This window comes from Pelovirga sp. C15f (assembly GCF_057178085.1).
Genome location: NZ_JBXUCV010000003.1, coordinates 144,815 through 163,576 on the forward strand (window position 1 = coordinate 144,815; position 18,762 = coordinate 163,576).

The following is an 18,762-nucleotide window of genomic DNA, read 5'->3' on the forward strand; positions in this document are numbered from 1 at the left end:
CTGAGAAAAAAATTACCCTTTTGGTTGTTTACTGCTTGCAATTGATAACCGCTATCAATATAGTGGTAATCAACAGAACAAAGCTTGTTGTGGCAGGCGAGCCAAGTTCCTATTCATTCTTATCCTCCTTTCGTGGTCAAGAAAGCCAGTTGCGGCACCTCCCCGCAACTGGCTTTCACTTTTTCTGATTCTTTAACTTAACCCTCACCTGCACAGATCCGGGCCATTTATGTGATGGAATCTAAACTGTGGGATTATTTTATATGCCAAACAAGACGTTGAAAACGACAGCACTTTGGTTATGGCTGACAATGCTACTTGTTTTTGGGGTTAGCTGTACTGGAACAAGCAGTGTCGTGGAATCGGCACAGAAAACACAGACCCTCTGCTCCAGTGAATGGTATCAGTATATAGAAGAGACAGTAACAACCGGAGATGACCACGGACACGGACCAGATGCCGGCTCTGATGAATGGAGGTCAGTGATCGAATTTAAACTTGGTATTCGAGGCACCTCCACTATTCCGCAACGCGACAGCGAAGCCTGGTGTCGATATATCGACCATCTCGTACAGACTGAATCGTCATTTGACAACTAGATATTTCTTAAGTGGCGGATGCCGTTAAAAAAGGGGGAAAGGTTGGCCATGAATGATTCATTTACAGCAGACTCGAAAATCAGTTTTCCTGGTTGCAGAAAAACGGAGTTCATCATGAAATCCATCCGTGCTTTTTCTAACTCATCACTATCACTGGTTATCGGCCTGGCGTTTATGGCTGTTGGTTTGACGGGCGCATGGGCTCAGGCTAGCACTGATACCGCGCTAGCACCTGAAGTCGCCAGCGGCTTAACCGTCAGACCGGTGGTCAAAACCAGCACCTTTGCAGTAGCTGCCGCGAACCCTTTGGCAACTGAAGCAGGCTACAATATTATCAAAAAAGGTGGATCAGCCGTTGATGCCGCCGTTGCGATTCAGGCGGTGCTGACCTTGGTTGAGCCACAATCCAGCGGCATTGGGGGTGGTGCTTTTTTGATGGTGTCGGAAAAAGGCAAGGTGATGGCTTACGATGGACGAGAAAAAGCGCCTTCTAGTGCAACGGGTGAACTATTTATGATCGACGGTGAACCGTTGGCCTTCCTGGATGCCGCGGCCAGTGGTCTGTCAGTTGGTGTGCCCGGCACCATGCGTATGTTGGAATTAGCGCATCAGCATCATGGTAAACTATCGTGGTCAGATTTATTTCAGCAAGCCATCATCCTGGCCGAAGAAGGTTTTGACATTAGTCCAAGATTGAACTTTTTACTGGAAAGCGATCCGCGTTTACGTGACGATCCGCTGGCTGGCGCTTTTTATTATAATAGCGAAGGTAAGCCGCATCCCGTCGGTCATAAACTCCAAAATCCCGCACTGGCAACGGTGTTGCGTTCAATCGCAGAGAATGGCGCTTCGGCAATACATGAAGGTGTGATTGCTGAAGATGTCGTGCGACGTGTGCAAAACCACCCCAAATATGCAGGCAGCTTAAACCTTGAAGATATGGCTGCCTACGATGCCAAAGTGCGTGCAGCAATCTGTACCCCCTGGAAAACCTTTGATGTCTGTGGTTTTCCGCCTCCTTCATCAGGTCACTTAACCGTGATGCAAATATTGGGCATCATGAGTCAGCTTGAGACCCCGGCAAAGGTGCTGGACAACGGCGTTCCTTCCGAAGCCTGGTTACACCAGTTCTTGGAAGCCTCACGCTTAGCATTTGCTGATAGAGCGATGTATATCGGTGATCCGGATTTTGTTGAAGGATTCGGAGGGAACTGGAGCGCCATGCTTCATCCTGATTATTTAAAATTGCGCGCCGGTCTCATCGGGGAAAAGAGCATGGGAAGTGGCGGTGCGAGTGCCGGTCAGCCGTTACCCATGACGGCAAATGTTTATGCGTCTCAGGCTGATCAGCCTGAATACGGAACCAGCCATATAAGTATTGTCGATCAAGACGGTATGGCGATTGCCATGACCACGACGATCGAAGCGGCATTTGGATCGCGAATCTTGTCAGACGGAGGATCTGGTTTAGCCGGTGGATTCTTGCTCAACAATGAATTGACTGACTTCTCGTTTCGCCCGATGGATAGTGAAGGCCACCCCATTGTAAACCGTGTTGAGCCGAACAAAAGACCGCGTTCCAGTATGAGTCCAACCCTGGTATTTGATCAGGAGTCAGGTGAGCTTGTTGCCAGCCTGGGTTCACCCGGTGGTGCGGCGATCATTCATTACACCGCTAAAACCATGATTGCCATGTTGGATTGGGGACTTGATCCGCAAAGCGCTGTCACACTTCCGCATGCTGTCACTCTGGGCGGCACTGTCTTCCTAGAAAAAGATGGATATCCGCAATCAACGCTGCAAGGCTTAATTGAGCGTGGCCACGATATGAGCTGGCGCGCCTTGACCAGCGGATTACAGGCCATCCGTAAAACCGAAAGCGGTTTTGTTGGCGGAGCAGACCCACGTCGTGAAGGTCTGGTTTTGGGGGATTGATTTGTGTATTCTAAAAATCAATCCCCCAGTCACACCCAACTAGCTTGGATACTCCGTCCTTGACTGCAAAAATCAGAGTTCGATCGTCGCACCCAGAACCTTCAAGAACTTCGATAGCCAATCTGGATGGGCCGGCCAGGCTGGAGCCGTGACCAGATTTCCATCAACGTGAGCTTGATCAACGGGAATATCCATGAATTTTCCGCCGGCAATCGTGACGTCAGGACCAACCGCAGGATAACAGGAGCAGGACCGCCCCTTAAGAACCCCTGCCGCAGCTAAAACCTGAGCACCATGACAAACAGCTGCTATCGGTTTGTTGCTTGAAGCAAAATGCTGGACGATCTTCAATACGGCATCGTTGAGGCGAATGTACTCCGGCGCACGTCCACCAGGAATAACAAGCGCGTCATAATCTTCGGCCCTAGTGTCGTCAAACGTGGCGTTTAAGGCAAAGTTATGGCCAGGTTTTTCACTGTAGGTCTGATCACCTTCAAAATCATGAATGGCCGTACGTACCGAATCTCCTGATTTCTTGCCAGGGCAGACAGCATGTACCGTATATCCAACCATTTGAAGTGCTTGAAAGGGCACCATCACCTCATAGTCTTCGACAAAATCGCCTACAAGCATTAGGATTTTTTTGACTGTCATCGCGGACTCCTTTGGGCTGGGTTGTTGGATAAATTCAAGCGTTTCTCTCAATGGTGTCCCTAGCTCTTCAATCTTACCAGGTTATTTTGATACGGCAATTTCGGCTAACCTGGATTAATAGAAAAACTGGTTGGATCGTCAAGCGAGGATTGGATGTTCTTAGGGTCGTGCAGGATGAGAAGTGCCCTCAACCCTGAGATTGAGAGGGTTTCATATTCTACCAGGTGACATGCCACTCAGGATCGAATCCTGGTCGCCACAACGCTTACGGATCTTTGTCAAAAGGTATTAAATCCTCATTATTTAGAAACGGGAACAAGTATTTCATTGCGACGCATAAACCAGGGGACAAAGGGCGCGTTGTAACGTGCCCAGATTGGTTCTCCGATAACCGACAGATCTTCTTTTTGAATCCAGGAGTCCAGCTTTATTTTGTTTTTCTGATAGTTTTTTTCACTCCAGAGCCCAGTGTAGCGAATTGCCGCCATACGTCTGGCAGGAACTTGCCGCAGTGTCACCAGAGGATCGTCGGGAACAGGTAGGGTATCCATATCGTAAGATGCGGGCATCATGAAGCTGACCACCCACTGATCACCCGACTTCTGTTGCCCGACCGGAGCAGTCATGTCAATTTTTTCGCCGGTTTGCTGGGAAACCGGGGCCGTCATGGCAATTTTTGCCTGCGTCCGATTTTCTCCGGAGATGTAACGAAACAGGCGCCGGAAAGCGTTGCTCCCAGCTTCATCAAAGTCTCCCGTGACATAAGTCTCAGCGAGGGTATGAGGGGCATAATCACGAAGCTCAAAAGAATCTTCGACTTTAACGACTTCGTATGCGGCCTCTTCAGTAGCCATGGCGCTATGTGCTCCTGAAAACAATAAGATCATGATGAGGATAATCAGTGGGCTTCGTTGCATAGTCATTTGCCTCCTGAGGCTGTTTGCAGATAGTCCCGTTTCGAGGTGGCGGGTCGCTGGCCGCACTGTTGCCGAGGGAAGGTTTGCTCGACAATTCGGCGAGAAAGTCCAGAGTGTCCGCAAAGGCAGGCGTCCAGTGACGCAGCGGCAGGGCCAGACTGGCGACCACCGCAACATGGCCGTTGTCCTGATAGAAACAGGTTTTGGCCGTCACCCCATGGGCACGTAGTTTGTCGGCCAGATTTTGGCTGTGCTTAACCACCACGGTGCTGTCACTCAGGCCATGAATCAGTAGACTGACGGGGCTGTTTTGGTCAACAAAGTTAATCGGGCGCGACACCGCTAAGGGTTCAGCCGGGGCAAAAATTCGCTTTAATTTCCGGCTGCTGAGGGCGAAATCATCGTAGGGACCGGCATAACCGATCAGTGCCATGATCAGCTTATGGTCAAGGCCGCTAGCCTCCACATAGGCAGGGTTGTAGGCCAGCATGGCGGCGATATGTGCACCAGCGGAATGCCCCATCAGCACCATCCCACGATCTGCAAAACCCTCCCGTTCAAGCCAGGCCAACGAATCGGCACCATCAACGATAAAATCGGGGAACAGATGCTCCGGATAGACGCGGTAATCAGGGATCGCCACCCGGTAACCCGCAGCGGCAAAAGCCTGGCCAATGAAACGGTAGTTATCTTTGCTCCCTCCTGTCCAGCTTCCACCGTAAAAAAACACCAGGGTTGGCACATCAGCTCTTTCCTGTTCCGGCAGGTACAGATCAAGTTGCTGGCGTGGGTGGTCGCCATAGCGAGCGCTGATGATCTCGCTATAGCCATCATTGGGTACGGCCAGGTCCAGCATGCCATAAACACAGCCCTGCAGGAACACCAGCAGGCATAAAATCAGTAATAACCCGCCATGTTGATGTCTAATTCGATTCATAAGCTTTATCTGCGTGGCTCCTGTCGATAAGGTTATCATAACCTGGTCAACCTTGCTGTTGATGTTATGGCACCCCAAGAACCTCCATCAGTTATGAAATTCTATTCTGACGGGTGCCCGGATGATGTCTCGCTGTTCCTGCCGTCTTCCATGTAAAGCGCCTCGATCTCTGCGGAAAACTGCTCGATAATTGGTTCCCTGCGAACCTTGAGTGTGGCGGTAATCAGTCCGGAATCGATGCCCCAGGGTTCAATGGTGGCATGGACACGATGAATCTTGGCGTACCCGGGGAATTCCTTCAATCGATAGCCTATTTTTTCCAACAGAATCCTTTTGACCTGTGGACGGTTCAACTGGCTCTTGTCACCGGGATCGACTCCGAGTTTGTCAGCGAGGATTTTCCACTGGCTCGGGTTGACAACGACGACGGCAGCCAGAGAAGGGCGGTTTTCCCCGACCACGAGCACCTGTTCGAACAACGGATCGGTGACAATGGCGAGCTGAAGGTCCTCCGGGGGAACCTTCTCGCCGTTAGAGAGGACGATAATCTCCTTGGTCCGACCGATGATGTAAATGCGGCCTTTTTTGTCGATGCGGGCCTGATCACCGGTGTGAAGCCAGCCGTCTTCGTCGATAATCGACTTGTCCATTTGCCAGTAGCCGAGCATCAGGTTCGGACCTTTGACCAGCAGTTCCTTGTTCTTGCCGATTTTTACCTCGACTCCGGGCAACGGTCGGCCGACGCTCAAGGGCTGGTTGTCCTCGAGAGTGTTAACCGAGATGATCGGACTCGTTTCGGTAAGACCGTATCCCTGGAGAATATTGATGCCGAGGCCGATAAAGGTCTGGGCAATCGGGGTGGACAGCGCGGCGCCGCCGCTGATCGCCAATCGTATCCGACCACCGAGACGCTGCTCCAGCTTGGTGCCGACAAGGCGTTTGAGAAGTGGCCAGATGAGCAGTTGAATGGCCCAGGGTTCGCGGTTGCGATGATACTGGAAATGGTGCCAGCCTGATTTGACGGCCAGATAAAAAATCTGCCGGGCCAGCCAGGATTCATCCTTAAGCTTAAGAGTCATCTTGTTGTATATCCGCTCGAAGATACGCGGCACGGTGACCAGAACCGTCGGCCTGATGGTCAGCAGATCTTGCGCCAGCAGATCGATGGAACGGGCAAAGGCGATACAGGATCCGGCCATGATGGAGATATAATAGCCGGCGGTCCGTTCGAACATATGAGAGAGAGGCAGAAAGGATAACATCTGGTCATCGGTGTAGACGGCCACGCGTTCGAGGCCGGCGGCGGCGTTTTGGATCATGTTGTCGTGACTGAGCATGACCCCTTTCGGGGGGCCAGTGGTTCCGGAGGTGAAGACGATGGTCGCCAGACTGTGCGGGTCGGTTGTCTGTTGGATATATTTATGCGCAGCGATTCCGGGCAGCCAATCGTTGAGCTGGCGCAGTCGTTGATCGCAGTCAACCTCGCAGACCGTCTGGAGGGTGACAATACGTTCGATAACGCTGAGTTTGTCACCGACTTCCTCAATGCGCTGCCATTGTTCGAGCCCGTCGGTCAGCAGTAGCCGGGCTTGTGTGGATTGCAGAATATAAGTGAAATTTTCCGGTCGATCATTGACATAAAGCGGGACGGTCACCAGTCCGAGCCCGGTTGCGGCCAGGTCGAAAAGAACCCATTCCAGGCAGTTTCTGAGCATCACGGCGACCCGGTCACCGGCCTGCAAGCCCTCCTTGATCATCGCCTGCTGCCAGCGTGCTGCCAACTCAGAGACCTCCCGCCATGTGCATTCCTGCCAGCTTTCCGTCTCTTCGAGGTAATAGCGATAGGCTGTTTTTTCGGAACTGCGCTTGATCCGTTCAACAAACAACCCGGCAAGGGTTTTGGCGTCTTGTGGAGCAATCAGGTCAAGGTTTTTCATGAGCAACTCCCTGCTGTCAGTGGTGCGAACCCTCTCGCTCTCGTAAATAATGCATGGGACCACCAGTGAAGGGGGCAAACCCGGTCCCGAAAATCATGCCGGCATCTACTAAATCGGCAGAAGCGACGATTCCCTCGTCAAGGCAGGCTTGTGCCTCGGCAAACAAGGGACCGAGCAGTTGACTGGTCAGCGCTTCTGGTGGTTCGGGCTTTTTCCATTTTGCCCGGTTGCGGCGCTTGCGGCCGTTCTTATATTGAAAAAACCCCTCGCCGCTCTTGATACCGAGTCGTCCATTATTGACCATGCGTGGCAGGACATCCGGAATCGGCTTGTCGAAATATTCGGCAAAAACATGTGCCACGGACAGGCAGATATCGAGGCCGACGCTGTCGGCCAGATGCAACGGACCCAAGGGCATGCCGAAATTGAGGGCCGCCTGATCGACAGTCTGCGCATCATAGCCTTCTTCGACCAGTTTGACTGCCGCCATCAGGTAAGGCATCAGCACCCGGTTGACCAGGAACCCGGGAGCGCTTTTGACCGGCAGCGGCAGGCGTCTGATCTGTTTCACGAAAGCTTCGGCCCGGGTTAAAATGTCCTCGCTCGTGGCTTTCGCATTAACGACCTCGACAAGGGGCATCCTGGGGACCGGGTTGAAAAAGTGAAGTCCGAGGCAACGTTCCGGGTGTTCGAGGCCGGCTGCGAGTTCCTCAAGAGGAATGCTCGAAGTATTGCTCGCGAGAATGGCGTCAGAAGCCATGCGTGGTTCGATGTTTTTATAGAGCGTTCTCTTGGTGTCGGCATCTTCGACGATAGCTTCGATGATCAGTTCGGCATTTTTGATGCCGAGACCGGTTGGGTCGGCCATGAGACGATCATGAGCGGCCTGGATACGATGGGTTTTGCGGAGCTTTTTGCGAAACAGTTTGTCAGCTGCTGCAATCGCCTGGCCGAGAGCTTTCTGATCGAGATCCTGCAGGCTGACATGAAGTCCCTGCAGGGCACACCAGGCAGCGATGTCCCGCCCCATACTGCCCGCGCCGATGACATGGACCCGGGAAATGGGATCCGCCTTTTTCGCCAGGTTTTTGAGCTGCATCTGCAGAAAGAAAACCCGCACCAGGTTCCGGACCGTGGAACCGTTCAACAGGTCGGCAACAGATTCGGCCTCGGCCCGATACATCTGTTCCGGCTTGTCGCCATACCGATTCCAGAGATCAATCAGGGCCCTGGGTGCCGGGTAGTGCCTGGGGTCAGCTTTTTCAGCGGCTTTACGCTTCAGGTACCAGGCCACCGGTGGCCGCAACAGGGCGCTGTTGGTCAGCCGGGTCGACAGCGACGGTCTGCGCTGCGCGGGTGGATCATTGATGAAAATGCGGATGGCGTTGTCCAGTACCCGGAGCGGCACACTGGCGTCGACCAGCCCCACCTCGTCCGCCTGGCGTGCCGTCAGGCTGCGGCCGGTTAGCATCAGCTGCAGGGCCGGGAGAGCTCCGATCCGCCGGATCGAACGGACGGTCCCACCAAATCCGGGATGAATGCCGAGCTTGATCTCGGGAAAGCCGATACTGGTTGCATCGGTATCGACAGCGATCCGGTAGCGGCAGGCAAGCGCCAGCTCCAATCCGCCGCCCAGGCAGGGACCGTCGATAACGGCGATTGTCGGGGGCGCAAGATGTTCCAGGCGGTGCAGGGTTCGGTGAACCCCGCGAAGATAGTCAGCCACTTGATCCGGATCGTTGAATTTTGTGAATTCCGACACATCGGCACCAACAATGAAGCTGCCGTCTTTACCGGAGCGCAGGGCGACTACCCGAGGGCGCACCTCCTCGATGCGGGTGATGACATCATCAAGTTCCTTCATCACGTCATAAGAAAGGCTATTCTGGGAGCTGTCGTGCCGATCCAGGGTTACATTCAGGGTCCGGTCTTCATCAAGCGATAATATCCAGTGACGAAAGCCGGTGTGTGCGGTCATTGTTTTTCTCCTTTGTGCGACTGCGAGGCGGATTTTTCAACGGAAACCAGCATGGCTCCACCCTGGCCGCCGCCAATGCAGAGAGAAGCGATCCCATGCCCACCGCCCCGATGTGCGAGTGCCTGTAAGAGGTGCAGGACGATGCGTGCTCCGCTGGCACCCACGGGATGGCCGATCGCCACCGAGCCGCCATCGACATTGAGGGTTTCTGCCGGTATCTGCGGAACCAGGCTTTTGCGACCCAGTTCCTGCTGCTGCCATGCGTCGTCTTTAAGAGCGGCGAGACAGGCGAGAACCTGACCGGCAAAGGCTTCATTGATTTCCCACAGATCGATCTGCGGGTTGTCCAGGCCGCTGGTTGCGATCAGCTGGTCCATGGCATAAACGGGACCGAGCCCCATTTGTGCGGGATCGAGGCCCGACCAGGCGGCCTGGTGAAGCCGTCCGAGGATCGGCAGATCGAATCGTGCCACCGCCTCTTCAGCGGCCAGCAGCAACAGGGTTGCACCGTCGGTGACCTGGGCGCTGTTGCCGGCGGTGACCCGGCCATAGTGCCTGTCGAAGACCGGCTTGAGTCTGGCCAGTTTCTCCATTGCACCGTCGCGGCGCAGACCCTCGTCCGCCGTTACCGCCTGTCCGTCGGTAGTATAGAGGGGAAGTATCTCATCCATGCGGCCTTGATCTAAAGCCGCTGCCAGGCGGTTGTGACTGCGCAGGGCGAAGCTGTCCATCGCCTCGCGGGAAATACCGAAGCGGGTGGCAAGGTTCTCGGCTGTTTGTCCCATGCTAAGGTTGGTTGTCGGATCGGTGAGTCCTTGCAGCAGCCCGATCACCGGGGCAAAATCGCTCGGACGGATACGGCTGATGATCTTTATTTTGTCGAGAAAGCTTTTGGCCTGTTGCCAGTCAGCGAGCTTCGCCACCATGCTGCCGCACCACAGAACCGGTGCGTGACTCATCGATTCAGTTCCGCCGGCGAGAATGAGTCCGGAATAGCCCCCGGCAATGCGTTCGGCAGCGGTGGTAAGGGCCTGCATACCCGAAGCGCAATTGCGTTGTACAGTCCAGGCCGGCACCCGTTCGCCGCAACCCAGGCGCAGGGAAACGACCCGGGCGATATTAGCCTCATCGGCGGCCGGGATGACGCAACCCAGGATGACTTCGTCCAGCTCTTTGGCTGCAAAGCTCTGGCGAGCCATGAGTCCGCGTCCGACAGCAACGGCCAGGTCTGCGGCACTGAACGGTCCCGGCCGACCCCTGGCCTTTAGAAACGGAGTGCGAGCACCGTCGACGATATAGACGGGACGGGGGTAGCCCTGGGTTCGGGTTTGTTTGTTTGTCACCATATGTCTCTCTTCAGGTATGTATTTTTGATTCACTGGCGATTTTTCTTCAGCCTTTATAGCGCCGGTTACGTCAGAATGCGTCGACCGCGATGACCTGTTTTCTGAGCTTGCGGGCCTGTTCCAGCTTGTGACGTTGATCGGGGTTCAGGATCCCCTTGCTCACGGCCCGGTCGAGTAGATCGGTGCTGTGGCCATCGAGGATCCCGGCTTTGATCGCGTGGCGCAGATCTTTTTCAAAGGCGTCCGTTTCCATCGCCAGATGGAAAGCTTCCGTCAGAATACGATCCGGCGCATCTTTGTCTTCCGACAGATAGAGCCCGCCGGTCAGCAGATCCCGCTGCGGTCCCGGGCTCAGGAGCATGGCCGCGAGCTGTTTGCCGAGCCTGTCATCAGGCGGTGTTGCCCAAGCGCCGAGGGGGAAAATCAGAACGCGCAGCAGCAGGTTGAGAGGCAACGGCAGGTTGCGAATTACCGCAAGAAAGCTTTCCTGGATACGGAACAGGGAGCGGCGGCAGCTCCATTCCAGCAATGCCTCCTGATCGACGTCGGATTTTGTTTCCGCAGTTTTCAGGGCGGCGGAGAGGAAATACAGTTCGCTGAGGATATCGGCCATCCGTCCGGTGAGTTTCTCACGCAGCTTGAGACCGCCGCCGAGGGTGCCCATAAGCAGGTCAGCGGTCACGGAAAAAGCCGTCGCGAAACGGGTCGTCTTCTGAAACCAGCGCTTATGAACGGTTTCCGGGGCGGCGATGAAATAGCTACCGGTGAGAGCATAAAAGAGTGCCGAAGCGCCGTTGCGCAGGCTTAGTGCGATGTGGCTGAAGAAGGCTTCGTCAAAATCGTCGAGGGCCTCTTTCGCGTCGCTGTTGTCAGCGGCATGCAGCTCCTTGAGGATCCAGGGGTGACAGCGGATCGCGCCCTGACCGAAGATGATCATGCTGCGGGTGAGGATGTTGGCTCCTTCGACAGTAATGCCGATGGGGATGGCCTGGTAGGCCCCGGCCAGATGATTGTTGGGGCCGAGGCAGATCCCCTTGCCACCTTCGATATCCATGCCGTCGTTGACCACAGAGCGCATGCGTTCGGTGAGGTTCTGTTTGGCAATGGCCGAGATGACAGCCGGTTGATGACCCTGGTCGAGAGCAGCGCAGGTCAGCTTGCGCACGGCGTCCATAAGCCAGGTCTCACCGGCGATGCGCGCCAGAACCTCCTCGATTCCCTCAAAGCGGCCGATGGGCAGGCCGAATTGACGCCGGACGGCGGCATAGGCGCCGGTGTCGCGCGACACCATTTTGGCGGCCCCGACACTCAGGGCCGGAAGGGAAATCCCGCGTCCGGCTGAAAGACATTCCATGAGCATTAGCCAGCCGCGTCCCGCTCCTTTGACTCCGCCAATGATCATGTCGACCGGGATAAATACGTCCCTTCCCCAGTTGGGACCATTCATGAAGGGAACATTCAGGGGATTATGGCGCTGGCCGATCTCGATACCGGGGAGATCGGTCGGAACCAGCGCGCAGGTGATACCGATATCTTTCTTGCTGCCGAGAAGCTGATCGGGGTCAGAAAGGCGAAAGGCCAGTCCCAAAAGGGTCGCTACCGGTCCTAGAGTGATATAGCGCTTTTCCCAGTTGAGCCTGATACCGACGATTTCTTCTCCCTGCCACTCGCCCTTGCAGACGACACCGGTGTCGGGAATCGAGGCGGCATCGCTGCCGGCATCGGGGCCGGTGAGAGCAAAGCAGGGGACCTCTTCTCCGCGCGCCAGGCGCGGCAGGTAGTAATCCCGTTGTTCTTCGGTCCCGTACTGCATCAGCAGTTCGGCGGGGCCAAGAGAGTTGGGAACCATAACGGTTACCGCGGCAGTGAGGGAGCGCGAGGACAGCTTGGCAATCAGGCTGCTGTTGGCCATGGCGGAGAACTCAAGACCACCATAACGTTTGGGAATGATCAGGGCGAAAAATCCCTGCGATTTGATAAAAGCCCAGGCCTCAGGCGAGAGGTCATGACGCTCGTTGGTAATCTCCCAGTCATCCAGCATGGTGCATAGCTCATTGACCGGACCGTCTATGAAGGCCTGCTCTTCATCGCTCAGGGTTGCGGAAGGGAGCTCCAGTAGTTTTTGCCAGTCGGGGCGTCCACTGAACAAGTCCCGTTCCCACCAGACGCCGCCGGCCTCAAGGGCTTCTTGTTCAGTCATCGAAAGCTGCGGTTTGATTTTTCGGAACAGGCTTAACAGTGGCCGGGTCAGGATCCGCTTGCGGACCTTGGGGATGTTGAGTATCAGGGCGACCGGAATAAAAACGCACCAGAGGGTGACTACCAGTAGCAGCGGCCAGCTCCAGCTGGTAAAGAACAGCATCGCCGCGATAACAGCCGTATGCAGGATAAGGGAGGCTTCAAAAACCAGCAGCAGCCAGAAAATCAGAAGAATCAGGAAGATGAACAGCATCGGGACCTCCCTTGTAAACGTGGCGACAGGGTGGGTTCAAGGGGGCGTGAATTGTATTGAAGAAGTGCGTCATTGTTGCCCCCCTTTCTTTATAAAATAGCTCATGAATACGAAGATGTAAATGGACCCGGATCGTAAGCTACCCTTGCATGTAGACAGTTACTAGAGTTTCAGTGTTCTTTGACAGATATTCAGCCGTTCGTTGATAATCAGGCAGGAGGGTACAGCTTCTTATTTTGGTCCGTTTCAGGTCGATTATCCCTCTTGACATCATCAGAACAGCAGGAGCAGAATCTGCCCATGCAGCCGAAACCTGTTTCCAGTAAACAGGTGCGGGGGACCCACTTCTTGGGGCGAACTTTCCAAGCGGCTTTTTTAGCCGTGAAGAAACAGGACACTTTCAAGTCCGAGCCCGTCAGCTAACCTCGTAGGCGTTTGAAAGGGCAGGCGGCAATGCCAGCCAACGTCGGTGTTCTACCGGTGTTTTGCCCTGAAGAATGACATCTTGTGCCACTTCGTCAATCATCGACGATTCGGTTCGGGATTAAATTTCAGGAGTCTTTAAGTGAAAATTCTTATCGTTGGAAGCGGTCAGGTCGGTTATTTCTTGTGCGAACGTTTCTCCCGGGAAGGGCATGAGGTCACTCTCGTCGATCACGACCAGGAAGCCGTTGATCGGGCGCAGGATCGACTCAATGTTCTGGGTGTTGTCGGCAATGGTGCCAGCGCTGAAATCCTCGAAGAAGCGGGCATCAAAAATGCCGATATTTTTATTGCGGTCACCAACACCGACGAAGTCAATATCCTCGCCTGTCTGCTGGCGCGTGAATATCAGGCCAAGACTCTCATTGCCAGAACCAGAAACATCGAATTTACCCACCACAAAGCGATTCTCTCGAAAGAGAAGCTCGGCATTGATCTGCTCATCAATCCGGAAAATGCCGTTGCCGAGGAACTGTCAAAGCTGGCCTGTAACTCAAAAGCTTTTGATGTGGTCGAATTTGCCGACGGTCATATTCTCTTTCAAGGCTACCGGATCGATAACAACAGTCCCCTATGCAATCTCACCATGGCTGAACTTGGGGATTTGCGCGGCATGTATCGTTTTGTTGTAGCCGCCATCAGTCGTGGCACCAGCACCATCATCCCCCGCGGCGATGACAGTATTCAGGCCGGTGACCGTATCTATGTCTTTGCTCTGGCAAAAGAGCTTCCGGCCCTCAATTACCTGCTGCAATCTGCAACAGACAATGAAAAAACTTCACGCCGCGCCTTTGTCCTGGGTGGGGGGCGAGTTGGGTTGCAGGTAACAAAAAATCTCGAACGGGAGCACTTTTATACCAAGCTCATTGAACGTGATGAGGTGCGCTGCAATAAACTTGCAGAACAGCTCGACAAAGCGGTTGTCATTCATGCTGAGGGGCTGGATGTCCAAACCCTGCTTGACGAAGGGCTGGAGGATGCCGGAGTGTTTATCGCTGTCACCGATAACGATCAGACCAATATTCTAACCTGTTTGCTGGCACGTCAGCATCGTGTACGGCGCACCCTGGCATTGGTGAGTCAGCCTGAACTGATAACCCTGGCCTCCGACCTCGGTATTGACGCCTGTATTTCTCCACGTCTGGCGGCGGCCGGTGCGATCCTCAAGTTTGTCCGGCGCGGTGATGTTCTCTCCATGGTTGCCCTCGAAGGAAACAATGCCGAGGTCCTGGAAATTGACATCAGTCACAGCAGCGGTTTGTTTGAAAAACCCCTGACCGAATTGCATTTTCCTCGCGGGGCGATCATCGGCATGATTATTCGCGGCCAGGATTACGAAATTCCTGCCGGCACCAGTGTTCTCAAGAAGGGGGACCGGGTCATTGTCTTTGCCTTGCCGGACGCCGTTACCAAGGTTGAGAGGTTTTTCAGCTGATATGAATCTGATCCTGACCTTTCGTCTGCTCGGTGGCCTGTTGTTGTTTCTGGCCGCTACCCTTCTGCTGCCCCTGCCTTTCTCCTGTTATTACGCTGATGGTGCCTGGCCGGCCTTCATTTTTTCGGCGCTGGTCTGTGGTGGCGTCGGTGCGGCTCTTTTTTTCACCTGCCGCAGCACCAAAGAGATGTCCCTGCGTGAAGGGTTTGCGATTGTTACCCTGGGATGGAGCACCTTTGCCCTGTTCGGAGCCCTGCCTTATCTGTTTTCCGGGGCAATAAGTACCCCTCTTGACGCCGTCTTTGAAACCATGAGCGGCTTTACCACCACCGGTGCCACCATTCTATCCAACATCGAAATAGTGCCTGAAAGCGTACTGCTCTGGCGTGCCTTGACCCAGTGGCTCGGTGGTATGGGGTTCATCGTTCTGTCTCTGGCCATTCTGCCGCTAATGGGGGTTGGCGGCATGCAGTTGTTCAAGGCCGAGATGCCGGGACCCACAGCGGATCGGCTCAAGCCACGGATCCAGGATACCGCCAAATTGCTGTGGGGGATCTATGTCCTGCTGACGGCGGTGCTGATCATCCTGTTGATGTTCGGTGGCATGAATTTCTTTGATTCCCTCTGTCATGCCTTCACAACCCTGGCGACCGGTGGTTTTTCGCCACGCAACGCCTCGGTCGGTGCCTACAATAGCGCTTATATTGACTGGGTTATTTCCCTGTTTATGTTTCTGGCGGCGATCAACTTTTCCCTGTACTACCTGGCGTTGCGCGGCCGTCTGCGCGACTTTTACCGTAATGAAGAGCTACGCATTTATCTGCTGTTAGTGGTCGCTATTGTCCTGCTGGTTATGTGGTTCAATCACGGGACGGTCTACATCTCCATCATTGACAACTTACGCTACAGTGTTTTTCAGGTGACTTCCATCATCAGCACTACCGGCTTTGGTACCGCTGACTATGTTCAGTGGCCGGCAGCCTCCCAGCTGCTGCTGTTTTTTGCCATGGTAGTCGGCGGCTGTGCCGGTTCAACTGCCGGTGGCATCAAAGTTGCCCGGCTACTGCTGCTGTTCAAGCACGCCCAGGTGCAGATCTATCGTCTCATTCACCCGCGCGCGGTGCGCCTGGTCAAACTCGGGACCAAGCCGGTTGATCGTGATGTCATGCATTCAATTCTTGGATTTTTTGCCGTCTGGATGGGGGTTTTCTTTATCGCCACCCTCTTGATGGCGGCAGCGGGTCTTGACGTGCTTTCGGCCGCAGGCTCGGTCATCGCTACCCTCGGGGTTGTTGGCCCCGGGTTCGGCAGTGTTGGCCCGGTGGAGAATTACGCTCAAATCGTCCCTTTTGGCAAAACGGTGCTGATACTCTGCATGCTGTTGGGGCGGCTGGAACTGTTCACGGTTCTGGTCCTTTTCGTGCCTTCCCTCTGGCATAAATAAAATATCTATATACCAAATACCCCTCTGAAAAATTTATACAGTTATTATCAACTGTGATATCAGTCAGTTAGCCCTTGTGGCCGGCGCTGGCAGCGGATCTGAAGTGTCCTTCCTGTATATTTTGTCTATATATCTCCGGTCTTCTTTCTGATGGTGGTACTTCTGGTGATGAAAATAATTTATCAATAATATCAATACTCTATGGCATTTACCAAATGTTTCTCATGATGTTGGCATGCTCTTCGCTTTATAGCAGGTCAATACAAACACTTGCTGATCATCAGCATCGTCATAGGAGGACGCCATGAAAACCACATTACGTAATACCCTGATCGCCCTGTTGACCTTTTCTTCTTCCGCTTTTGCCGCCAGCGGGACCGGTGCCGGTGAAGGAAGCCTGCTGGTTGCTTTGTTCTTCGGTTTTTTTGCCGTGATCATTGTGTTCCAACTGGTTCCAGCGACCCTGATGCTGGTCGGTATCCTCAGGGGTCTGTTTGGTCGTGACCGCGAAGCCATTAAAGTCAAAAACTAATCGTAGCTTACTCACCAGAGGATAACGACCATGCGTGGATTATTGATCGCCAACAAAGACCCCCAGGCCCGAAATCGCTTAGCGGATCTGTTCAGCACTGACCACTACCAGGTCTCGACAACGGGTTCGGTCGCCAATGCCCTTGAGGCGATTATCAACAAAGAGATCCAGGTGGTGGTGCTTGATGGACAGATCGACCAGCACAATATGGCCCGGCTGGTGCCGTTGCTGAAGAAGTGCAACCGCCATCTGTCGATCATTCTTGTCAGTGATGAGTTGCCGCTGGAGTTGATGCGCCGTATTCGTCAGGAAGGAATTTTTTATCATGCACTGAAAACCAGCGGGATTGAGGATTGTGAAGAAATCCATACCGCGGTTCAACGTGCCTTCACCAAATATGAGGAAGTAACCGCGACCGGTGCTTCCCGACCAAAGGAGAGAATCATGTTCAATGCAAAATCACTTATCTCAACTGTCGCTGTGATGTTTCTGCTTGCTTCCCCTGCGTTTGCGGTTGATACCGCCGTGACCTACAGCAGTGGTTTGCTGGTGCTGCTGTTCGTCGGCTTTTGTGCCCTGATTATCGTGGCTCAGCTGGTACCGGCGGTATTAGTGCTGTTCGGCATGACCAAGGCTGCTGCCCAAGGCTCGCGTAAAACGGCTGCTGCTAAAAACTAAGTCACTTCAATAGCTTTTGCACTATTACCGGGGAGACCGCTAACCAGCAGTCTCCCCGGTGCTGTTTTTATTGGATGTCAGGAGGTCGAGTAAACCATCCAGAAACCCCCGGCAATCACCAGGATGCCGCAGATTTTTTTGACCATAATCGCCCCTTTGGAGCGTTCATTCCAATTCAGGTAGGTCTGGATCATCTCGGTGAAGGTGCCTGCCAGGATGATGACGATGCAATGACCGATGCCATAAAGGATCAACAGAGTAGTACTGAATAACAGGCTTTGCGAGGCGCTGCTGAAGGAGACGGCGAGCACCGGTGCCATGTAAGCGAAGGTGCAGGGGCCAAGGGCAATACCGAAGATCAATCCGAGGAGAAAAGCTGAAAGTGGTCCCTTGCCGGCTATGCCGACGCTGCCAGGTCCGGACCAGGGCATGGGAATCAGGTCGAGCAGTTGCAGACCGACCAGCACGAAGATTCCCGCGACAATCCAGATGCCGATCTGGCCGACATCACCGATCATCCGTCCGGCCAGGGCGGTGATCAGACCGATCAGGGCGATGGTGATAAGGATGCCGACGGAAAAGAGGGTGGAGAGATAAAAGGCCCGCCAGGTCGACATGCGCCCCTTGCCGTCAATAAAACCGACAATCAGCGGGATACTCGCCAAATGACAGGGGGACAGCACAACGCTGGCGATACCCCAGGCGAATGCGGCCAACAGTGCCATCAGGGGCGCACCACTCATAGCATTGTTTAGGGCGAGAAATAACGATTCCACTAAAACCATCCTGTTGGTTAAAAGGTATACCCAAGCTCTTTCCAGATGGCGAGGATATCATCCTTGCCGATAAAGCCAACGCGGCGGTACAGCTCTTGGCCGCTTTCGTCATAAAATATCTGGGTAGGAATCATCCTTATGTTAAAACGCGCCGCCTTGTCCCGGTTTTTCCACACATCAATAAAGACGACATCCATGCGTCCCGCATACTCTTCAGTCAAATTACCCAGAATCGGTTTCATCAGTTTGCAGGGAACACATTCATCTGCGCCTAAGTCAACCAGCATTGGCCTGCCCGTGCCGAGGGTGACATCGGAGGCGGATGAGGAATTTTGCGCCGACTGGTTGCAGCCTGCAAGGCTAAGAACCAACAGCAGGGATGCTAACAGTACTGGGATGATACGGGGCAGCATAGGATTATTGGCCTTTCAGGTAATCGGCAATCTGTTCAGCTGAGAGGAGTTTGCCCTGTGAGATAACTTTGCCGTCGATGACCAGGCCGGGGGTGGTCATAACCCCGAAGGCCATGATGTCGTTCAATTGAGTGACCTTTTCCAGTTCTACGTCGATACCAGCCGCTTGTGCTGCTGCCTGGGCATTGGCTGTGAGATCGTTACATTTTTTGCAGCCGGTTCCGAGGATCTGGATTTTTTTCATTG

Annotated in this window: 16 protein-coding genes and 1 riboswitch; of the genes, 6 read left to right on the forward strand and 10 right to left on the reverse strand. The window is 54.0% G+C overall.

The genetic code is table 11. The features are described 5' to 3' along the window. The first annotated feature begins 356 nt into the window (after nt 1-356). The gene (locus tag AC1931_RS09750; protein ID WP_483877067.1) at nt 357-599 is read left to right on the forward strand and encodes a hypothetical protein; all 243 of its coding nucleotides are present in this window, start codon (nt 357-359) and stop codon (nt 597-599) included. Between the two features lie 48 nt (nt 600-647). Continuing rightward, nucleotides 648-2,534 (forward strand): gamma-glutamyltransferase family protein, encoded by a 1,887-nt coding sequence (locus AC1931_RS09755; protein WP_483877068.1) that lies wholly within the window; start codon nt 648-650, stop codon nt 2,532-2,534. Between the two features lie 72 nt (nt 2,535-2,606). Here AC1931_RS09755 and AC1931_RS09760 read toward each other — a convergent pair whose 3' ends face one another. From AC1931_RS09760 to AC1931_RS09790, 7 genes are all read right to left on the reverse strand, one after another. Then, entirely contained in the window at nt 2,607-3,188 is a 582-nt protein-coding gene (locus AC1931_RS09760) for a DJ-1/PfpI family protein (protein ID WP_483877069.1), read from the reverse strand. Nucleotides 3,189-3,487: 299 nt separating this feature from the next. Beyond that, nucleotides 3,488-4,042: an SOUL family heme-binding protein gene (locus AC1931_RS09765; protein ID WP_483877070.1), complete on the reverse strand. Its 555-nt coding sequence runs from the start codon at nt 4,040-4,042 to the stop codon at nt 3,488-3,490. 4 nt (nt 4,043-4,046) lie between these two features. Further along, the gene (locus AC1931_RS09770) at nt 4,047-5,042 is read right to left on the reverse strand and encodes an alpha/beta hydrolase (protein ID WP_483877071.1); all 996 of its coding nucleotides are present in this window, start codon (nt 5,040-5,042) and stop codon (nt 4,047-4,049) included. Nucleotides 5,043-5,143: 101 nt separating this feature from the next. Next, nucleotides 5,144-6,979, reverse strand: a complete 1,836-nt coding sequence (locus tag AC1931_RS09775) for an AMP-dependent synthetase/ligase (RefSeq protein ID WP_483877072.1) — start codon at nt 6,977-6,979, stop codon at nt 5,144-5,146. Between the two features lie 16 nt (nt 6,980-6,995). Further along, nucleotides 6,996-8,957: a 3-hydroxyacyl-CoA dehydrogenase NAD-binding domain-containing protein gene (locus AC1931_RS09780; protein WP_483877073.1), complete on the reverse strand. Its 1,962-nt coding sequence runs from the start codon at nt 8,955-8,957 to the stop codon at nt 6,996-6,998. After that, nucleotides 8,954-10,303, reverse strand: coding sequence for an acetyl-CoA C-acetyltransferase (locus AC1931_RS09785; RefSeq protein ID WP_483877074.1), 1,350 nt, complete (start codon nt 10,301-10,303; stop codon nt 8,954-8,956). Before AC1931_RS09785 ends, AC1931_RS09780 begins: the two co-directional genes overlap by 4 nt. Nucleotides 10,304-10,373: 70 nt before the next feature. Continuing rightward, nucleotides 10,374-12,755, reverse strand: coding sequence for an acyl-CoA dehydrogenase (locus AC1931_RS09790; protein ID WP_483877075.1), 2,382 nt, complete (start codon nt 12,753-12,755; stop codon nt 10,374-10,376). Between the two features lie 294 nt (nt 12,756-13,049). Then, nucleotides 13,050-13,204: riboswitch (cyclic di-AMP (ydaO/yuaA leader) on the forward strand. 116 nt (nt 13,205-13,320) lie between these two features. Between AC1931_RS09790 and trkA the strand changes: the two genes are divergently transcribed. The 4 genes from trkA to AC1931_RS09810 all read left to right on the forward strand — a co-directional run bounded on the left by trkA (nt 13,321) and on the right by AC1931_RS09810 (nt 17,327). Next, complete coding sequence (trkA, locus tag AC1931_RS09795) at nt 13,321-14,673, forward strand: Trk system potassium transporter TrkA (RefSeq protein ID WP_483877076.1); 1,353 nt, start codon at nt 13,321-13,323, stop codon at nt 14,671-14,673. A gap of 1 nt (nt 14,674) precedes the next feature. Next, nucleotides 14,675-16,117, forward strand: a complete 1,443-nt coding sequence (locus AC1931_RS09800; protein WP_483877077.1) for a TrkH family potassium uptake protein — start codon at nt 14,675-14,677, stop codon at nt 16,115-16,117. A gap of 304 nt (nt 16,118-16,421) precedes the next feature. Beyond that, nucleotides 16,422-16,649 (forward strand): hypothetical protein, encoded by a 228-nt coding sequence (locus AC1931_RS09805; protein ID WP_483877078.1) that lies wholly within the window; start codon nt 16,422-16,424, stop codon nt 16,647-16,649. Nucleotides 16,650-16,679: 30 nt separating this feature from the next. Continuing rightward, nucleotides 16,680-17,327, forward strand: coding sequence for a response regulator (locus tag AC1931_RS09810; RefSeq protein ID WP_483877079.1), 648 nt, complete (start codon nt 16,680-16,682; stop codon nt 17,325-17,327). A gap of 77 nt (nt 17,328-17,404) precedes the next feature. Here AC1931_RS09810 and AC1931_RS09815 read toward each other — a convergent pair whose 3' ends face one another. The 3 genes from AC1931_RS09815 to AC1931_RS09825 are packed head-to-tail and all read right to left on the reverse strand — an operon-like array spanning nt 17,405 to nt 18,760. Then, entirely contained in the window at nt 17,405-18,103 is a 699-nt protein-coding gene (locus tag AC1931_RS09815; RefSeq protein WP_483877080.1) for a cytochrome c biogenesis CcdA family protein, read from the reverse strand. A gap of 17 nt (nt 18,104-18,120) precedes the next feature. Then, entirely contained in the window at nt 18,121-18,516 is a 396-nt protein-coding gene (locus AC1931_RS09820; RefSeq protein WP_483877081.1) for a thioredoxin family protein, read from the reverse strand. A 4-nt stretch (nt 18,517-18,520) separates the two neighbouring features. Next, the gene (locus AC1931_RS09825) at nt 18,521-18,760 is read right to left on the reverse strand and encodes a thioredoxin family protein (RefSeq protein WP_483877082.1); all 240 of its coding nucleotides are present in this window, start codon (nt 18,758-18,760) and stop codon (nt 18,521-18,523) included. Nucleotides 18,761-18,762: the final 2 nt, after the last annotated feature.